Consider the following 18,385-nt stretch of genomic DNA (forward strand, 5'->3'; position numbering starts at 1 on the left):
GCAAGGAGAACAAATGGATTATCGTCCGATTGTCGAATATATCGTGAAACGACTCGTTGATGAACCGGAGTCCGTGAAAGTCACGACCAATATAGAAAGACGTGTGATCATGATCGATGTTCGTGTTGCGCCGAATGATGTCGGAAAAATTATCGGAAAAAACGGTCGCATCATCAATTGCTTGAGGCACTTCGTGAGTGCGTTAGCCCGAAGAATGCATCAAAAAGCCTTGGTTCGAGTGGTAACGTGATTTCCACTGAAAAAGAAGAAAAATACGTTGCAATAGGGAAAATCGTTGGCACGTTCGGATTAAAAGGAGCAATTAAGGTCTCGCCGATGACCGATTTCCCCGAACGTTTCGAGGTCGGAAATCGAATCTTCATCGAAGATAAAGAATATAAAATTGTTCGCGTCGCGTGGCACAACAAAGAATCGAAGAAAAAATACACGCAGGTTCGCCTATGGCTCGACGGAATCCATCGAGTCGAAGAAGCACAACCTCTCGTTGGTAAAACTATCTTCGCCTTAGCAGAAGATAAACCCGAGTTAGAAGAAAACGAATATCTCTTTCAAGACTTAATCGGTCTTCCCGTCTTCGACGAAGAGGGAAAGTATTTGGGTGAATTAAAAAATATTATTCACGCGCCTGCACAAGATATTTTTTGCGTTGACGACCTAATGATTCCCGCAGTAAAAAATTTCATCAAGAAAATAGACCTGAAAGAGAAAAAAATCATTGTGCGATTAATTCCTGGGATGGAACGCTCCTAACGACATGCGCATAGATTTCATCTCCCTCTTTCCGGACTCCTTACTTGCCGGGCTTCGCCATGGAGTAATCGAAAGAGCCGAAAAGGAAAAACTCGTGGAATTCCGAGGAATCAATCCTCGTGACTTCGCGACGGATAAATATAGGAGCGTAGACGATGAACCCTATGGCGGTGGACCAGGCATGGTACTCAAAGCCGATGTATTAGCGTCAGCCCTAAAATCCATTTTGCAACCAAATTCTTTCGTCGTCGTTACAGACCCCAACGGCACCCTCTTCCAACACTCTCACGCAGAAGATTTGAGTCGCAAGGAGCACATTATCTTCGTCTGCGGGCATTACGAAGGCATAGATGAAAGGTTCGTTGAAAAATACGCAAATGCCCGCTTCAGCATCGGAGACTTCGTCGTAACCGGAGGAGAGTTGCCTGCCGCCCTCATGGCGAATGCGATAGCTCGGCTCATTCCAGGGGTATTGGGTAGCCCGGAATCGCTTTGCGAGGATGCATTTTACGATGGCCTCCTCACTTATCCGCAATACACGCGCCCGGAAGAATGGGAGGGACTCAAAGTCCCCGAGGTACTTTTGAGCGGAGACCATCAGGCTATCGCCAGGTGGCGCAGACGCCAGCGTCTTCTCTTAACTCGAAAATACCGACCGGACCTTTTCGCCCGCGCCCCTCTTTCCAAAAACGATTTAGAACTGCTAAAATAGAACTTCTTATATCTCATGTCGAAATCAGCCATTTTAGAAAGCGTCGTAAAAGATAGTTTGAAGAAAGACCTTCCCGACATCCAGCCGGGAGATACCGTGCGTGTGCACGTCCGTGTCCGTGAAGCCGGAAAAGAAAGGGTGCAGATTTTCGAAGGAACGGTCATAGCCAAGAAGCACGGCTCGATTGCATCTACGATTACCGTCCGGAAAATCAGCCACGATGTAGGAGTCGAGAGGACATTTCCTCTTCATTCTCCGATGATTTCGAAAATCGAGGTTCTTAGACGTGGAAGGGTGAGGCGCGCAAAATTGTATTATTTGCGCAAAAAAGTCGGCAAGGCTGCGCGTATCGAAGAGGCACGTTAAGGAATGCTTCCTCTCGCTCAAGAATCTATCGAACCTTCGGTGTTCGAGCGAATCGCGCGGTCGAGCATCGAAACTATTGTACTGGTCGGATTAGCCTTCACGGTCGTTCGTCTCGGCATTTATTTCTATCATTCGAAAGTCTCTCCCAATCAGCGTAACTATTTCTGGAAAGTCGTAGATTGGCTATCCGATGCAGTAGTTTATGCGACGATTGTCGTCTTCCTTCTCGTCAGACCCTATTTCATACAAACCTTCAGAATCCCCACCCCGTCCATGCTCGACACGCTGAAAATCAACGACATCATTATCGTAAATAAATTAGCGTATCGCATCTATGAACCGCAACCCGGAGACATCGTCGTCTTCAAACCCCCCGCACGCGCTGTGCGGCGACATGGACAAGACGAAAACACGGATTACGTGAAGCGCCTCATCGGAGTGGGGGGGCAAACCATCGAAATACGTGACAGCGTTCTTTATCGAGATGGCAAAAAGGTGGAAGAGCCTTATTTGAAGGATAAAATTTTCGGTGATTTCAAACTCGTGAAATACAACGGACAACTCATTCCGATTGTTCGAACGCCTTGGATGCCCACGAACTTAGCAAGCGCTCCCGAATATCGTATTCCGGATGAAGATAAAGACCGTGTGTGGACACTCCCCGCCGAAAAAATTCCAGAAGGATATTTTTTGATGATGGGGGATAACAGAAATCAATCTGATGACGGACGATTTTGGGGATTGATAGATAGGAAAGCCATCGTAGGCAAAGCCTGGCTCCGCATCCTCCCCCTTCACCGCTTCGGACCTGTAGACGTGAGAAAATAACCAACCAGCATATCATTACCTGGCATATTATATAGAGAAAATAAAACTGCCGCTCGCTTAACTCACATCCGTCTTCACAATCTTGCTCTTATACTTCTCAGCTGCCTTCCTTATCTCTCGATACTCAGGATTGGTCAGTCCTGGATCTTCCTTCAAAAGCGAAAAAGCAGCCTGTCGAGCCTCTTCTAATAACTTCCCTTCTCGCAGTAAATCCGCAACACGCAACTCGAAAGCGCCTGCCTGCTTCGTCCCGTAAAGTTCCCCCGGTCCTCGTATCTTCAAATCCTCCTCCGCAATTCTAAACCCATCTGTCGTCTCTTCCATTATTTTAAGCCTTGCCTCCGCTTCGGGAGTGTTATCGGAGCCGATCAATACGCAATAACTCTGCTTCCCCCCCCTCCCTACTCGACCACGCAACTGATGCAATTGCGCTAATCCAAAGCGATTCGCATCCTCGATAACCATCACTCCGGCATTCGGAACGTCTACCCCCACCTCGATCACTGTCGTGCTCACTAAAACCTGTATCTTTCCCGCCCGAAATTCTTCCATCACTTCATCCTTCTCCGATGACTTCAACTGCCCATGCAACAGCCCCACGCGAAATTCGGGAAATATCTCGTTTTTCATTTTCTGATAAAGTTCTTCCGCTGCCTGTGCTTGCATTTTCTCGCTTTCCGAAATTAACGGACACACGATATAGGCTTGTAATCCCGTATTCAAAAGTTTCCTGACCCCTTCATATACTTTTTCTCTTTCATCAGGACGTTTCCAATGCGTTCTCACAGGCTGTCTTCCCGGTGGCATTTCGTCAATCACACTCAAATCCAAATCACCGTAAATCGTCAATGTTAAACTCCTCGGAATAGGAGTCGCGGTCATTACCAAAACATCGGGATTTCCCAATCCTTTTCTACGCAGTGCAGCCCTCTGCATCACTCCGAAACGATGCTGTTCGTCAATAACCACGAAACCCAATTTTTGAAATTCCACTCCTTCGCTAATCAACGCGTGAGTCCCTACGATAATTTGCCCTTTTCCATCACGTGCCTTTTGCAGTGCTTCTTCTCTCTCACGTGGCTTTTGTTTTCCCAAAAATAGAACGATTTCGACATTCAAAGGCGCAAGCAGTCTTTTGAAATTCATGTAATGCTGTTCCGCCAGTATCTCCGTCGGCGCCATGATTGCCGCTTGATAACTCGAGCGCACAGCGGCGAGCATCGCCGCCGCAGCGACGAGCGTTTTTCCGCTTCCCACATCTCCCTGCAGCAAGCGATTCATCGGATGCGGGCGCCTCATGTCCGCAAAGATTTCTTCGATAACACGCTTTTGTGCATTGGTCAATTGAAATCCCGTGGCTTTTTCTAAGTCGCTCACGATTTGCGGAGATGTTTCGAACGAAATTCCCGCTTCGATTCCTACTTCCTGATGCCTCAACGCAAGTGCGACTTGTAAGTAAAAAAATTCCTCGAACACCAATCGCCGCCGTGCTGCACGCTGTGTTTCTTCAGAATCGGGAAAATGAATCTGTTTCAATGACCAATGCAATGGTTTGAGATCCCATCGCTCTCGAAGTGTCTTCGGAATCATATCGGGAAATACATTTACATAATTCAATCCCTGTCGAATCACTTTTCTCAGCAGTTTCTCGTTTAGCCCTTCGGTCAAGGGATAAATTGGAGTGATTTTTGCGAAGTCGTCGTTTTTATGAGGTTGCACGAATTCCCATTCGGGGTTGTTAATCTCGTAACCCCATTTCCCCACCTTCACTTGTCCATATACGATAAGTTCTCCCTCCTGCCTTTGCAATTTCTGACGTATCCATGGTTGGTTGAACCAAGTAAGCCCGATAGTTCCCGTAGTATCCGATAGCGAAGCCTTGACGATTCGAAAAGTGCCCATTCGAGGGCTGATGGTCTCTAATGAAATAATTTTGCCTTTGAGAGTAACCCAGTCGCCTGGTTTCACCTCCCGTATCGATGCGAATTTCGTTCTATCTTCGTAACGCCTGGGGACGTAATACAGGAGGTCTTCGAGTGTTTTGATTCCGACTTTGGCGAGCAACTGCGCCACTTTCGGTCCCACACCTTTCAGATACTGAACTTCCGTTCTCGGGCGATACGTTCCTATCTCTGCCATTTACAAAAAGAGATTATATCGAGATTGAAGGTGCACTCTGAAAAAAGAGAGCAATTAAATTTCATAATCCTCAAAAAAACTTTTGTAAAGATGTTCTTGATGCGTTTGCTTTCCTTCGGCTCTCAAGAGACATCTCGGTCTCCAACGGGGGGGCATTATATATAAATTCAGACACCGACCATTTGCTTTCCCGGAACGGGAAGCCGTAATGCCTCGAGCGATTTCACCAAGAACTCCATCCTCTCTTTTTGTTCCGTCGGCAAAACGAGAGGCCTTCCCCTGCAATCTACGATGAAACCAACCAATCCCGTTTCGAATAAAGGTTCGTCCGAACCCTCTCTTCCCTTCGCTCCGAACCTCCGAGCCACCACTCTCCTTCCCTTTCCCTCGCCGACATCGAATCCTCGCGCTGGTTCGATGATGATCTCCTGCAACGATTCATCTTTAATGGGAATCACTTTCATTTCTCCGAAAGGAACGAACTCTCGAAAACCATTCCCCGACACCGTAACGCAAGGTTCGCCGATTTTCCCTGTCCCCACCGGTGCAATACAAGTTCCTATCCGAATCAAGCAATCCCTTTCGAATACTTGATACGCTGCATCGGGATGATGCACCGATAAAACGCCTAAATGCGGCATCATGAAAATCGAATCCACAGTAAGAATCGTTACCCCTTCCGGCTGATACGCATCGATCATCACCAAAGCGCTCTGCTCTCTTCTCGGCGCGTGGCTCAAAACCCCCCCCGAACCGATAATCATACCCAATGTCATCATATTGATTAATGTCTGTCCCGTAGCCTCTTGAGTCAACGCCTCGCCTATGGTCCGTTGCGTCTGTATACCCACCAACCCGCGCGCCAAGGTTTTATGATGCTCCAGAGCTAACCGCAACGCCTCCCTTGCAACTGCATGCTCGATAAGGAGGTCCTCGTAAGTTTGGGGAATCGTCGTCGGACGAATCATCTTGTTCCTCAAACGACTGCGTAAATCGAAATTTTCTATTTCGAACGGTAGCCATCGCTTGATGTTCTCGGTCCCTGCTTCTTTCAAAACGTTGCAAATCGAATAACTCAAACCTAAATTCGCCGATACCGTTCTATTGTAAATCCCTCCGAATACGGAAAACGTATCCGTCGTAGCCCCCCCGATATCTACGCCTAAAAGGTTGATGTTTCTGCTTTTCGCATACTCCTCCATGAGTTTTCCCACAGCATTGGGGGTTGCCATGATCTCTTCGCTCGTCCATTCCAAAAGTTTGCTGTAGCCAGGAGCCTGCTGCATTACGTGCTCTAAAAAGAGTTCGTGAATCGCTTCCCTCGCAGGAGCGAGGTTCTCCCTGTCGAGTGTGGGCCTTATGTTCTCTACGATTCGCAAATCGATGTTCGGACCGATTTCTTTACGCACCGCTTCACGCGCATCCCGATTTCCTGCAAAGAGAACCGGAAGTTTCATATCTCCGAAACGCGGCTTCGGGTCTGCGCGACGAATGACCTCAGCCATATTCACTAAATGGTCTACCGTACCGCCGTCAGTCCCCCCCGACATCAAAATGATATCCGGCCGCAATTGTCGCAAACGCTCTACCCTTTGATACTCTTTTCTTCCATCGTCTATTGCTAACGTGTCCATCAAAATCGCACCAGCGCCTAACGCCGCTCGCTCTGCACTTTCGGCACTCATCGCCTTCACGACACCTACGACCATCATTTGCAATCCCCCCCCTGCCGAACTCGTGCTCACATAGAGCTCAGCCGCTTCTTCGGGAGAGTTTCTCGTATCCACCAGTTTCCCGTTCTTCAGGAGTCGCCAAACCTTATTCTCTTTGATGAGAATGCGCTTGAGTCCCAACTTCGCTTCCGTAATCTCTTCGAGTTCGCGTACGGAGTTCAAAACACCGACGGTAACATCTTCGAACGGTTTTTCGACGGTCGTCGGCGCTTCCCCTCGAGCAACCAAACGATATTCCCCTTTTTCGTTTCGTTCGATGAGAATTGCTTTAGTCGTTGTCGAACCGCAGTCAGTTGCTAAAATTCGAAGAATATCTATCATTTTATTTCCAAAACTTGCAAAAAACCGTCCGGTAACACGCTTCCGGGCGGAAAGGAAAGTATATCACACCAAGTGACCTCTTATGTTTTCCAAGAAGTCCGTGCGTTTATGGAACCTTATAGAGCTCCTCGCAAATCTTTGCCATCGCGACGTCTCTCTCCGTAATGCCGCCTTCGCTATGGGTCGTAAACGAAACCATCACCTTCCGCCAGGTTACGAGGATATCCGGATGATGGTCTTTCTTATCTGCAAAAAACCCGAGAACGACGACGAACAACAGCCCTTTCGTATAGGTGTCGAATTCGAAAATCTTCCTCAACTGTCCACCTTCGACCTCCCATCCAGGAAGGTCTCTAAGCGCCAAGTCCAATTCTAACGGTGTTAAAAGTGGCATTGCCCATTTCTACCCCATAAGATATGCCAACTCTGCCGATAATTTCCCTAAATAAGGCGAAATCTTATGAGCAATCGGGCGAAAAACTTAGAGCAAAAAATAGCAAGCGAAGAGCGAGATCGCTTTTTTACTCTCGCTCTCGACATGTTATGCATCGCAAATTTCGAAGGGCATTTCAAAAGAATCAACCCTGCCTTCGAAAAAACCCTCGGTTACACGGAACAGGAACTTCTCTCAAAACCTTTCCTTGATTTCGTACATCCTGAAGATAAAGAAGCAACCTTGCGCGAATTATCGAATCTCTCTGATGGAATTGTCACGGAAAGTTTCGAAAATCGCTATCGCTGCAAGGATGGAACTTACAAATGGCTTTCTTGGAGGGCGATACCGAAAAAAAGCGAAGGACTAATTTATGCCGTTGCCCGAGAAATAACCGCACAAAAAGAAGCAGATCAAATAATTCAAAACCAAAAACAAGAACTCGAACGCTGTGTTGCTGAACGAACGAAAGAATTGGAAGAAAGTATCGAGAAACTTAGAATGGAAATCGAACATCGCAAAAAAGCCGAAAAAAACACGACGTTGCAACTCGAACGCGTAAACGCTCTAAGAAAAATCGATTTAGCGATAACAGGAAGCGTAGATTTAAGAGTTATATTAGATGTCATTCTCGACCAAGTAACGAGCCAATTATGTGTAGACGCTGCTGACGTTATGCTTCTCAACGCAAGCAATACATCCTTGCAATTCGCAGCAGGAAGAGGATTCCGAGGAAGTGCGATTCGAAACTCCACCATTCGCATAGGTGAGAGCTATGCAGGAAAAGCAGCACTGGAAAGAGTCTTAGTTCGTGTAAACCAATTACCTCTCGATACGAATTTCATGCGAAAAAAACTCGTAGAGGAAGAAGGTTTCGTTAGTTACGTTTGCGCCCCATTATTGGCAAAGGCGAAAGTAAAAGGAGTTTTGGAAATCTTTCACCGAGAGCCATTAACAATAGATAACGAATGGATTGAATTTCTACAAACGCTCGCCAATCAAGCGACAATCGCTATTGAGAACGCGACGATGATCGAGCAACTCGAACGCCAAAATACAGAACTTCTAATCGCTTACGAAGCAACCTTAGAGGGTTGGGCTGCCGCATTGGATTTGCGAGATAACGAAACACAAGGACACACAGAGAGGGTTACCGAGATGACTTTGCGTCTTGCAGATAGAATAGGAGTTTCAAAAGAACAACTTATACACATTCGAAGGGGTGCTCTTCTTCACGACATCGGCAAAATTGGAATACCGGATTACATCCTCCTCAAGCCGGACAAGTTGACAGATGAAGAAATGGAAATTATGAAAAAGCATCCCTCTTATGCATTTCAGTGGTTGTCACCGATTCGATATCTCGTTCCTGCACTCGATATTCCGTATTGCCATCACGAAAAATGGGACGGCACGGGTTACCCGCGCGGGCTGAAAGGGGAATCCATTCCACTCGCAGCAAGGATCTTCGCTGTCGTAGACGTTTTTGATGCCTTGACTTCCGATAGACCTTATCGTAAGGCTCTACCTAAAGAAGAAGCATTGAAATATATTATCCAAAATGCCGGTTCTCATTTCGACCCGAATATCGTTTCAGCCTTTCTCGAAATGATGAACCAATCACACTCGATTACCAACGAGATTATGATCCCTCCGGCAGCATAAATTGCGCGAACTACACGCGTTCTGGTATCTATATCATAAAGCCTACATTTCAAGCATTAAGTAACCTCTTGGTATCTACCTTTTCCTTCCCCGAACTCTTTTGAAAAAAGCATTTTTCTTGATAACTATGCGTTATAATAAAGAGTTATGAATTTTCTTTCCATACTCGCTTTTACATTACCATTTGGTCTAACTATCCAAAACGATAACATGAGCGAACTTTTGAAACCGATTCGTAATAAATACAATATCCCAGCACTTGCTGCGGCTTTTGTTCGTGGAAACGATGTCGTGAGTATCGGAGCGGTCGGAGTGCGTAAATCGGAATCGAAAGAGCCTATTCAAATTGACGATTGTTTTCAAATCGGCTCATGCACGAAATCCATGACAGCAACGATGATTGCGCGGCTCGTCGAACAAGGCAAACTATCTTGGGAATCGAAAATAAGCGACGTTTTTCCTGAAGCGAAAGCGAAAATACATAACAAATTCAAAAATGTAACTCTTCGACAATTGCTTACCCATCGCTCGGGTCTTCCAGACGATAGAAGACCGGACTCGGTCATCTTTCCTCAACTCCGCACATGGAAAGAACCTTTGCCGAAACAACGAAAGAAACTATTAGAATTGCTTTTAAACCGAGAGCCTGCATACGAACCAGGCACGAAAATGGAGTATTCGAATTATGGTTACGTGATAGCCGGCGCTATGGCAGAAAAAGTAACAGGAAAATCATGGGAAGAGCTTATGAAAAAACTTCTTTTCGAACCTCTCGGAATGAAAACCGCCGGCTTCGGTCCACCCGGACTTTCTTCGCCTGAAAATGTGGCATGGGGTCATCTCGGAGAAAATTGCGAGCCCATAAAACCATCACCCCTGGCAGATAACCCCCCCGTCATCGGACCAGCGGGCACGGTTCATTGTTCTATTTCTGATTGGGCGAAATATGCGATTCTTCACTTGCGTGGTGCACGTGGTGAGAAAGGATTGCTTTTGAAACCTGAAACATTCCGAATACTCCATGGATTTGATAACGGCGAGGCTATGGGATGGATTGTCGGCGACCGAGATTGGGCAGGAGGCAAGACACTTGCTCACGCAGGAAGTAACACCTTGTGGTTCGCTGTAATATGGATAGCACCTCGAAAGAACGCAGCGTTTTTAGCAGTAACGAATTGCGGAAGCGAAAATTCCATCCGCGCATGCGATGAGACAATTTCGGAGATGATAAAAAGTTACATACGAGAGTATCCCCACAAATGGACAGTTCCCAAATATATACTTTTTCAGGAAATTATTTATATCTGTTTTCAAAAAAATCTAATGATGCACTTCACAAACTAGAACAGACTTGTAAGTACTTCCCTCGAGCCTCTATTCGTGATTCCAATGTCTCAGTTCTTGCTTCCTACGTCTTTTGTGTCTGTCTCCTCGGTACATGCACAGGAAATTTCCATTTCAACTGACATTGAGCATACACAGGCCCTCCGCTGAAGTCAGGAGAGCCGAGCCATGCGATTTCTTCTTACCGCTTCTTTTGGGAAGACACGCGTCGGAGATTTAAAGCGGAAGCACGGAGGGACTCAGAAACTCTACTCGCTTCCAACTCCCGTCCGTTCTGTTCCATTCTATGATCGTAGTGAATCTCGTACTCTTTAGGCATGCCGTACAGTTCGGGATGCAAATACTTGCCCTTGTGCTCCTCGGGTTTTTCCTGCTTCGTCTTGAACCCATGCTTCTGAACCCACAGATCGTTGCGAATGGCTTCCACGCGCCAAGAGACCTCCGTGTTCGGTGCGCTCGACCGAATCGTAAACTGATTGTTGCGAATCTTCCGAACGACCTTCACCAGGACGAAGTCTTCCCGCTCGCCGTCATCCAAAACGGTGAGTTGATAGCGGAAGTCGCGGTTGATGGACTCAAAGTAGTCGGGGAGTTGCACGGTTGCATATCCACGCGCGTCTGTAACCACATTTCCGCTGTATGCATTATATGGTTCAGGACCTTCGGTGCAGAAGTGGTTCAAGTAGTGGGTATCGGGGCTGAGCGGGTGGTCGATCTGGAACGATTTAGTTCCGCTTGCACCAAACCGCCCAAGGGAATAGAGGCCGAAACCAGCCTCGCCCTCGTTGACCCCCATTACACCAACATTGACATTTCCGGTGTCCGGCACACGTCCTTCGACGCCTATGCCGAAGCTAGCATTACTTCGCCCAAACACCCCGGTAGCTTCAGTGCCGACTAAGGAATTTGCCAGCCCATAGACACCTATGCCCCAGTAGTCGTCGGCTAGCCCATAGACGCCGATCTTGTAGTCGTTGCCACCTGTGGCGCTTGCCCAGCCGATGACTCCTATTCCGGTAGTGCTGTCGCTTCGTCCATGCACTCCATACGCAGTGCCGCTGGTGGCAGTTGCCCAGCCATAGACTCCTTTACCATTGGTACTAGCACTTATCCCAAACACGCCTTGGGTAGAGCCGTTGTTGGCAGATGCCCTGCCATAGACTCCCGTACCATTGGTGCTCTGGCTCCACCCATACACACCGGTGTTGGAGCCGCTAGTAGCCGTTGCCAAGCCATAGACGCCATAGCCCGAAGTGCTGCTGTTTAGCCCATACACCCCGTAGGTGGTGCCGCTACCGGCAGTTGCAGAGCCAACGACGCCTCTACCTGAGGTGCTGTAACTTTGCCCAACCACGCCGTAGGTGTCGCCGCTGTTGGCACTTTGAAGTACGTAAATTGCAATGGAACTTGTGGCGCTATGCACATGCAGCGGATAAAACGGATTACTCGTGCCTATCCCAACATTCCCAGCGTTGTAAAAGATGTGGTTCCCCGTAGCCTGCCAGAAAGCATCGCGAAGGTCGGCATCGGGAGACCACGCGCTGCCGGTCCATTTCAACACTTGGCCTGCAGATGGTGCAGTGCTCGCAACTGCTTTACCCTGCAAACCATCCACCAACGGGTTAGGATACGTCCCTAACAAATCGCCTCCAGCAGTCCCTGAAGGTGGAGGAAGCGCTTGCCACGTCCCGTTCCCAGAACCATCCGAAGTGAGAACACGTCCCGCAGACGCTCCCGTGGGCATCTGAAATGCATTCGTCTTGATTGCACCCGCAATCAGTGTCCCCGATATGTTCACGTGACCCGTCTGCTGAATCCCAGGAGTCTCCGACTGAAGCAAAACAACGCCTATTGCATCACGATTCTCCTGTTGGAGACTTGCAGGAACTCTGTTCGGCAACGTCACCAAAACGTAGTATTCCTTGCCTTCTGTGAGTCCATCCGCTGGCAAAGACGCGGTGTAACTTCCGTCTTGTATAGCCGCAGTCGAAACAGTCCGGTATGCAAGAACCTCTGTATCTTTGTCATAGAAATTGAACGCCAACTCGGCATAGCCGTCGGGGACAGACTCCCCCTTCACAGTGCCGGACAACGTCAACGTTCTCTCTTGCGCAGAAGCTTCTCTTGGCAAGACTAACCAATTTATTACAACAGGCACGATTACAACCGACGCGATAACCGCGCCTATAAAAGCAAATAGTAATTTCATTTGTTCTTCTCCTTTTGTTTCTTTTTGGTTCTCTCTTTGTCCAGTACCGTGTTTTGCTACTGAGATAAGCAAAAGTATAACGCAAGTTCCGCTCAACGTCCTCAAAGAATCTTGAGATGTTCCAAAGCAAGTAATATTGCCAGGCATTTACGTGCTCCTCCTTATGCCGGGGAATAAAAGTGTAAGTGATGGGTGAAATCTCAGCGTAGAAGAAAAGCAAAAGCGCTGAAGGACCCTGGGTCTCTTTGAGCGTACGAGTACACTATTCCTCCAGGAGGTTAATTCTAAATGTTGCCAGCTTACCTATTGTCTATTTCTTTACTGAGTGCAGGACAGGATGACCATGATCTTTCAGTCATGCAGTCAGCTGAACAGATACCGATCCGATCAGGCAGCGAACTTGTGGAAAATAGTTATTACTTCTCCTTTCCTGCAATATTAGCCGACGATGGCTCCTTTTGCGTACAAAGAGATGGTCATTTTCGCAGATTCACTTTGCCGGATGGAAAAAGCATTGGGCACAATTTATTCCAATGGTATATCTTGAAAAGCGATCCGGATCGAGTGTTAGTCGCAGACTGGAGCCAGGTTGCGCATTGGCCGCGAGATTACCATGCAATATGGAACGAGAGTCCAGTAGTTCCAGAAGATAGTCCTTTCCTCGTGCATTATCTTGCCGGACTATTTGCAATGCGCGACGAGCGGTTCGCCGGCGCGCTCGGCGCAACCGAAATATGGAAGGGCAAAGTTGGTAAAGACGGTGTTACCGTCCGGCCATTCAAGACTTTGGGGTTCGCGGTGATAGCGATCGTAGACTTTGAAGAAAGGGGCCGCGATCCAAATGTGAAAGGGCTCATAAGATACGATGGCGATGCTTATGAGCTGCAGCCGGCATCAGCAGCGTTCTTGAGTGACGGCAGTCTTCGAGGAGCATTCCTGCGGGTCCGCAAGACGAGACCCAGAAAGATTTGCGTATCCTTCGAAATATACGAACTGTGGAAATCAGGAAAACTAAAGCTGGTTTATAGCATTCCTCTGCCCCGGGACTTCACGTGGGATTGGAGGTCGTATAACGTTGATGCGGCGAACGCTCAAGTAGTCTACGACTTGCCCGACCCCGGCGGGAAAACGCACGTACTCGATTGCGTCGGCAGAACTATTGCAATCTACGATTCGCCGCCAGGCTTCGTGGCGCATATAGCGCTCATCAACGGCTCTCCAGTTTGGGAAATAAGGGAGCAATCAAGGGAATACCCTAACACATACTGGTGGAATCCGGCCAATTTTTCTATAGCATTCGTTGTCCATGGAAGGACAAAGGTATTTAATGGTTATCGGCTGTTGGGCTACAGCGCTTCCCGCAAGAACGCACTTATCCTTGATCTTAATAAGAACACTTGTATTCTGCTTAGGTTTAAATAAGATCCAAATTTACGCAGCAGAAGATTTGCGTGTGCCGCACTGCATTGAAGCTATTTTCTTCGCGGGTCCCCGGACAAGCAGTGCGGTAAAAGTACAAAATCCCGCGGCGTGCTAACCTTGCAGACCGTTGCGGGTCTACTACTTTTTTGTCGCTGAGGGGCTTAGCTGCATTTACAAACAAACAACTCGGGATGGGCACGGCGTTTCCTCAATAAATATTCGGCTGTACGCCGAAACCACAAAAAATAAATCCGGGCAGCGTGCTAACCTTGCAGACCGTTTCCAGTCTACTACTTTCGCCGCAGAAGGGCTTAACTACCGTGTTCGGGATGGGAACGGGTGTTTCCCCTTCGCTATGGCCACCCGGAAATTCTATTTTATTCTACCTCACAAGGCAACTTTCCTTCTATGGACATCAGGGAGTTGTTGTACCCTTATTCCCCTTGGTACCCAGCAGTGTCGCGCACCCAGAGCTTCTATTTAGACGCTCGGGTTAGAGGCTCGGGCTCAATGTACCGAACTGGTTCTAACGCTTTCGCAGGAATATCATCTTTAGGCTCCAAGAATCTCCTAAACATGATTCCGCGTGCACGATGAAAGTCCACCCACTTAGGGAGGTAATAAACGTTCACTAAAGTAACCGGCTCTTCCTCATATCCAACTCCTGTGCGATCCCATTCCAAAATTAGCGTGTTCCCTGATAACTTCATTCTCACCGGAGTTATGAAACGAAGGTTAGGCGAATGGTCGAAGATTGCCGCTCCAGGCGCTGATAGTGTCGGATGAGTCTTGTAGACCAAACCAAACACAGGCGCAAGCAACACGTGCTTCGTCGAAAAAAATACTTCAACGCAAAAGCGATCCTCAGATGCTGTCGGAAGTTTCTCCTTGAAGATGAGCTGCACCCTATTGGTCGAACCTTTACGTTCGAATGTGCCGCTCTCGGGTACAGCCCAAGAAGGCACCTTGTAGTCTTTTCTAACGCCAGACTTTATGTCCGTAAAAAAGGCGTCCTTTTGAATAGTTCCTTGCTCGGGGACCATGAGTTCTTGACGCACATTGGGTGCTTTCCTTGAAGACTCCATGGTAGCGTGCCCGTCAATGCAACCGACCAAAAACAGAATCACTGAAAATATGCACGTAACGATCATCTTACTCTCCTTTATTTCCGGGCTTTATCGCGCTATGGTGGACCTACAAGGAAGGCATAACCTCTCTAGCATGATTCGGACTGCTGTCTTTACCAGATGGTTCAATAGGATCCTCCTCTGGGAAGATTATATACTACGTTCCAAATTGATATTGCGCTCTGGAACCTGCGCACCGTGCAATTCCCAGTTCCCGATTGCAGAAAGCGGGAACTGAGAATTACGCCGTTTTATAGCCCTCGACCTATTAGTACCGCTCATCTCAACGCATTGCTGCGCTTACAACTGCGGCCTATCAACCCGGTAGTCTTCCGGGGGTCTTACTTGGTTGACCCAATGGGAAATCTTATCTTGAGGTCGGCTTGGCGCTTAGATGCTTTCAGCGCTTATCCGATCCCGACGTGGCTACCCTGCGTCTGCGCCTGGCGGCACAACAGGTACACCAGAGGTCAGTTCAGCCCGGTCCTCTCGTACTAGGGCCGACTCCTCTCAAATTTCCTGCGCGCGCAGTGGATAGGGACCGAACTGGCTCACGCCGTTCTGAACCCAGCTCGCGTGCCACTTTAATCCGTGAACTCCGGAACCCTTGGGACCTAATTCAGCCCCAGGATGTGACGAGCCGACATCGAGGTGCCAAACCCTACCGTCGCTGGGAGCGCTCGGGTAGGATCAGCCTGTTATCCCCGGGGTAGCTTTTATCCGATGAACCCTGGCGTGCCCACGCACCACCAGGGGGTCACTAGGCCCGACTTTCGTCTCTGCTCGATTTGTCAATCTCACAGTCAAGCACCCTCTATACCCTTACGCTCAACGCCTGATTTCCGACCAGGCTGAGGGTACCTTTGGACGCCTCCGTTACCTTTTGGGAGGCGACCGCCCCAGTCAAACTACCCGCCTATCACTGTCTCCAACCCGGATTACGGGTCAGATTAGCGCATCAGATTGTAGAGGGTGGTGTTCCATTGGCGCCGAAGCTCCCACCTACGCTCTACACCACAATCCAACACGCAATGACAAGGTGTAGTAAAGCTCCACGGGGTCTTTCCGTCCTACTGCGCGGAACCCGCATCTTCGCGGGTGGTACAGTTTCACCGAGTCTCTCGCTGAGACAGTGCCCAAGTCGTTACGCCTTTCATGCGGGTCGATATTTAATCGACAAGGAATTTCGCTACCTTAGGACCGTTAGAGTTACGGCCGCCATTCACCCGTGCTTCGGTTCAGTGCTTCTCCCGAAGGATGACACATCCCCTTAACATCCGGGCATTGGGCAGGCGTCAGCCCCTATACATCGGTTTTCACCTTCGCAGAGACCTGTGTTTTTGGTAAACAGTCGCCTGGGCTGCTTCGCTGCGACCCCGACTTTGTCGGGGCACCCCTTCTTCCGAGGTTACGGGGCTCTTTTGCCGAGTTCCTTAGCGAGAGTTCTCTCGAACGCCTGAGTCTCCTCGACTCACCTACCTGTGTCGGTTTGCGGTACGAGCGAGCAAAAGTTAACGCCGTCAGGGATTTTCGCGTCCACTAGCGGTCCCAGTTCGTTCACCCCGAAGGGATCCCTTCCCACGCAATTCACGATGATGCACGTTTTCACCGTGCCACGCGAATTGCGTGCCCACAACAACCAACGGTGTGGGATGGAACTTTTAGTGGCGTCTTCCTTGGCAACTTCTGCTCGGGGACGGAATATCAACCGTCTATCCATCGGCTACGCCTTCCGGCCTCGCCTTAGGGCTCGCCTAACCCTCCTCTGACGAACATGGCGGAGGAAACCTTAGGTTTTCGGCGGTCCGGATTCTCACCGGACTTATCGCTACTCGTGCCTGCATTCGCACTCCACCTCGCTCCACGCGTCCTTACGGTCACGCTTCACTGCAAGGCGGACGCTCCCCTACCGCACTCCGATAAAAATCGGAATACCCGTAGCTTCGGGACACGGCTTCAGCCCCCTTACATTGTCCGCGCGAAACCACATTCGGCCAGTAAGCTGTTACGCACTTTTTAAAGGATGGCTGCCTCCAAGCCAACCTCCTGGCTGTTTATGCGGTCTCACATCGTTTCACACTTAGCCGTGATTTGGGGCCCTTAGCTGTCGGTCTGGATTGTTTTCCTTTTGACAACGGATCTTAGAACTCGCTGTCTCACTGCTCCGCTAATCCTATGCCATTCAGAGTTTGATTGGGTTCGGTAACCTTGTAGGGCCCCTAGCCCATTCAGTGCTTTACCTGCATAGGACAACACGGAACGCTGCACCCAAATGCATTTCGGGGAGAACCAGCTATCTCTGCGTTCGATTGGCATTTCACCGGACTAACCACAGCTCATCCAGGACCTTTTCAACGGTCATTGGTACGGTCCTCCATGAAGTGTTACCTTCACTTCGACCTGGCCATGGATAGATCACGCAGTTTCGGGTCTGCTCGCACCGACTCGTCGCCCTCTTCGGACTCGGTTTCCCTCCGGCTTCATGGCTAAACCATTTAACCTCGCCGGTACGAACAACTCGCAGGCTCATTCTGCAAAAGGCACGCCATCACGCTTTTCTCGATTACTCGAGACATAGCGCTCTGACTGCTTGTGGGTGATGCGATTTCAGGTTCTATTTCACCCCCATGCCCTGGGTACTTTTCACCTTTCCCTCACGGTACTGGATTCGCTATCGGTGACTAACAGTATTTAGCCTTACCCGGTGGTCCGGGCGGATTCACACGGAGTTCCTCGTGTTCCGTGCTACTCGGGATCCGAATCGCTATCGTCGGTTTTCGTGTACGGGGCTGTCACCCTCTATGGCGCCACGTTCCAGAGGCTTCCACTAACCTATTGTCGCTAAACATCGTCCCACTACCCCCCGATGCATGCATCGGGGTTTAGGCTCTTCCGCTTTCGCTCGCCACTACTTACGGAATCTCTTCGATTTCTTTTCCTCGGCTTACTGAGATGTTTCAGTTCAGCCGGTTCCCCTCTAACGCTTATGGATTGGGCGTTAGATAACCAGGGTTTACCTGGTTGGGTTTCCCCATTCGGAGACCCCCGGATCAATGCTTTTGTGCAGCTCCCCGGGGCGTTTCGCCGCTTACGCGTCCTTCATCGGCTGTTAGTCCCTAGGCATCCGTCGCACACCCTTTGTAGCTAACAAACGGCAAATCTTTTCTTAGATGCGCAGGTTCCACAACGCAATATACAAACTTTTCAAAGAGCACGTTTACTGCTGAGAAATCTCTCCCAACAGCAACCTCATAAGGTACCCCAAAACAACTTGCTTGTCAAGGGGAAGTCCAAATTATATAAACCCGCTTCGAA

At 48.9% G+C, this 18,385-nt stretch carries 13 protein-coding genes and 2 rRNA genes; 8 read left to right on the forward strand and 7 right to left on the reverse strand.

The features are described from left to right. Window positions 1–13: 13 nt before the first annotated feature. From VNK96_08005 to lepB, 5 genes are read left to right on the forward strand one after another with little or no spacing between them, the layout of a single operon-like run. Window positions 14–250, forward strand: coding sequence for a KH domain-containing protein (locus VNK96_08005; GenBank protein HWP31649.1), 237 nt, complete (start codon window positions 14–16; stop codon window positions 248–250). Further along, entirely contained in the window at window positions 247–771 is a 525-nt protein-coding gene (gene rimM / locus VNK96_08010) for a ribosome maturation factor RimM (GenBank protein ID HWP31650.1), read from the forward strand. Before VNK96_08005 ends, rimM begins: the two co-directional genes overlap by 4 nt. A gap of 4 nt (window positions 772–775) precedes the next feature. Next, entirely contained in the window at window positions 776–1,483 is a 708-nt protein-coding gene (gene trmD / locus VNK96_08015; GenBank protein ID HWP31651.1) for a tRNA (guanosine(37)-N1)-methyltransferase TrmD, read from the forward strand. A gap of 15 nt (window positions 1,484–1,498) precedes the next feature. Further along, complete coding sequence (gene rplS / locus VNK96_08020) at window positions 1,499–1,849, forward strand: 50S ribosomal protein L19 (GenBank protein HWP31652.1); 351 nt, start codon at window positions 1,499–1,501, stop codon at window positions 1,847–1,849. A gap of 3 nt (window positions 1,850–1,852) precedes the next feature. Continuing rightward, window positions 1,853–2,677, forward strand: a complete 825-nt coding sequence (gene lepB / locus VNK96_08025; protein ID HWP31653.1) for a signal peptidase I — start codon at window positions 1,853–1,855, stop codon at window positions 2,675–2,677. Between the two features lie 57 nt (window positions 2,678–2,734). Here the strand turns inward: lepB and recG are convergent, their stop codons facing one another. From recG to VNK96_08040, 3 genes are all read right to left on the reverse strand, one after another. Next, complete coding sequence (gene recG / locus VNK96_08030; protein HWP31654.1) at window positions 2,735–4,816, reverse strand: ATP-dependent DNA helicase RecG; 2,082 nt, start codon at window positions 4,814–4,816, stop codon at window positions 2,735–2,737. A 167-nt stretch (window positions 4,817–4,983) separates the two neighbouring features. Next, window positions 4,984–6,870 carry a glutamate mutase L gene (locus VNK96_08035; GenBank protein HWP31655.1) on the reverse strand — a complete coding sequence of 629 codons (1,887 nt, stop codon included), beginning with the start codon at window positions 6,868–6,870 and terminating at the stop codon, window positions 4,984–4,986. A gap of 106 nt (window positions 6,871–6,976) precedes the next feature. Further along, on the reverse strand, window positions 6,977–7,264 hold the full coding sequence (locus tag VNK96_08040; protein ID HWP31656.1) for a 4a-hydroxytetrahydrobiopterin dehydratase: 288 nt from the start codon (window positions 7,262–7,264) through the stop codon (window positions 6,977–6,979). Between the two features lie 66 nt (window positions 7,265–7,330). Here VNK96_08040 and VNK96_08045 point away from each other — a divergent pair, with 66 nt between their 5' ends. After that, window positions 7,331–8,968 (forward strand): HD domain-containing phosphohydrolase, encoded by a 1,638-nt coding sequence (locus tag VNK96_08045; GenBank protein HWP31657.1) that lies wholly within the window; start codon window positions 7,331–7,333, stop codon window positions 8,966–8,968. 210 nt (window positions 8,969–9,178) lie between these two features. Continuing rightward, window positions 9,179–10,312 (forward strand): serine hydrolase domain-containing protein, encoded by a 1,134-nt coding sequence (locus VNK96_08050; GenBank protein ID HWP31658.1) that lies wholly within the window; start codon window positions 9,179–9,181, stop codon window positions 10,310–10,312. A 181-nt stretch (window positions 10,313–10,493) separates the two neighbouring features. Here VNK96_08050 and VNK96_08055 read toward each other — a convergent pair whose 3' ends face one another. Further along, window positions 10,494–12,521: a hypothetical protein gene (locus tag VNK96_08055; protein HWP31659.1), complete on the reverse strand. Its 2,028-nt coding sequence runs from the start codon at window positions 12,519–12,521 to the stop codon at window positions 10,494–10,496. Between the two features lie 288 nt (window positions 12,522–12,809). Here VNK96_08055 and VNK96_08060 point away from each other — a divergent pair, with 288 nt between their 5' ends. Next, complete coding sequence (locus VNK96_08060) at window positions 12,810–13,943, forward strand: hypothetical protein (GenBank protein ID HWP31660.1); 1,134 nt, start codon at window positions 12,810–12,812, stop codon at window positions 13,941–13,943. A gap of 250 nt (window positions 13,944–14,193) precedes the next feature. Here the strand turns inward: VNK96_08060 and rrf are convergent. From rrf to VNK96_08075, 3 genes are all read right to left on the reverse strand, one after another. Then, window positions 14,194–14,310: ribosomal RNA gene (rrf, locus tag VNK96_08065) — 5S ribosomal RNA — on the reverse strand. A gap of 109 nt (window positions 14,311–14,419) precedes the next feature. Further along, complete coding sequence (locus tag VNK96_08070; protein HWP31661.1) at window positions 14,420–15,094, reverse strand: hypothetical protein; 675 nt, start codon at window positions 15,092–15,094, stop codon at window positions 14,420–14,422. Window positions 15,095–15,318: 224 nt separating this feature from the next. Further along, window positions 15,319–18,221: ribosomal RNA gene (locus VNK96_08075) — 23S ribosomal RNA — on the reverse strand. Between the last annotated feature and the right edge of the window lie 164 nt (window positions 18,222–18,385).

It is taken from the genome of Fimbriimonadales bacterium (assembly GCA_035559795.1).
Classification (GTDB): Bacteria; Armatimonadota; Fimbriimonadia; order Fimbriimonadales; family ATM1; genus DATMAR01.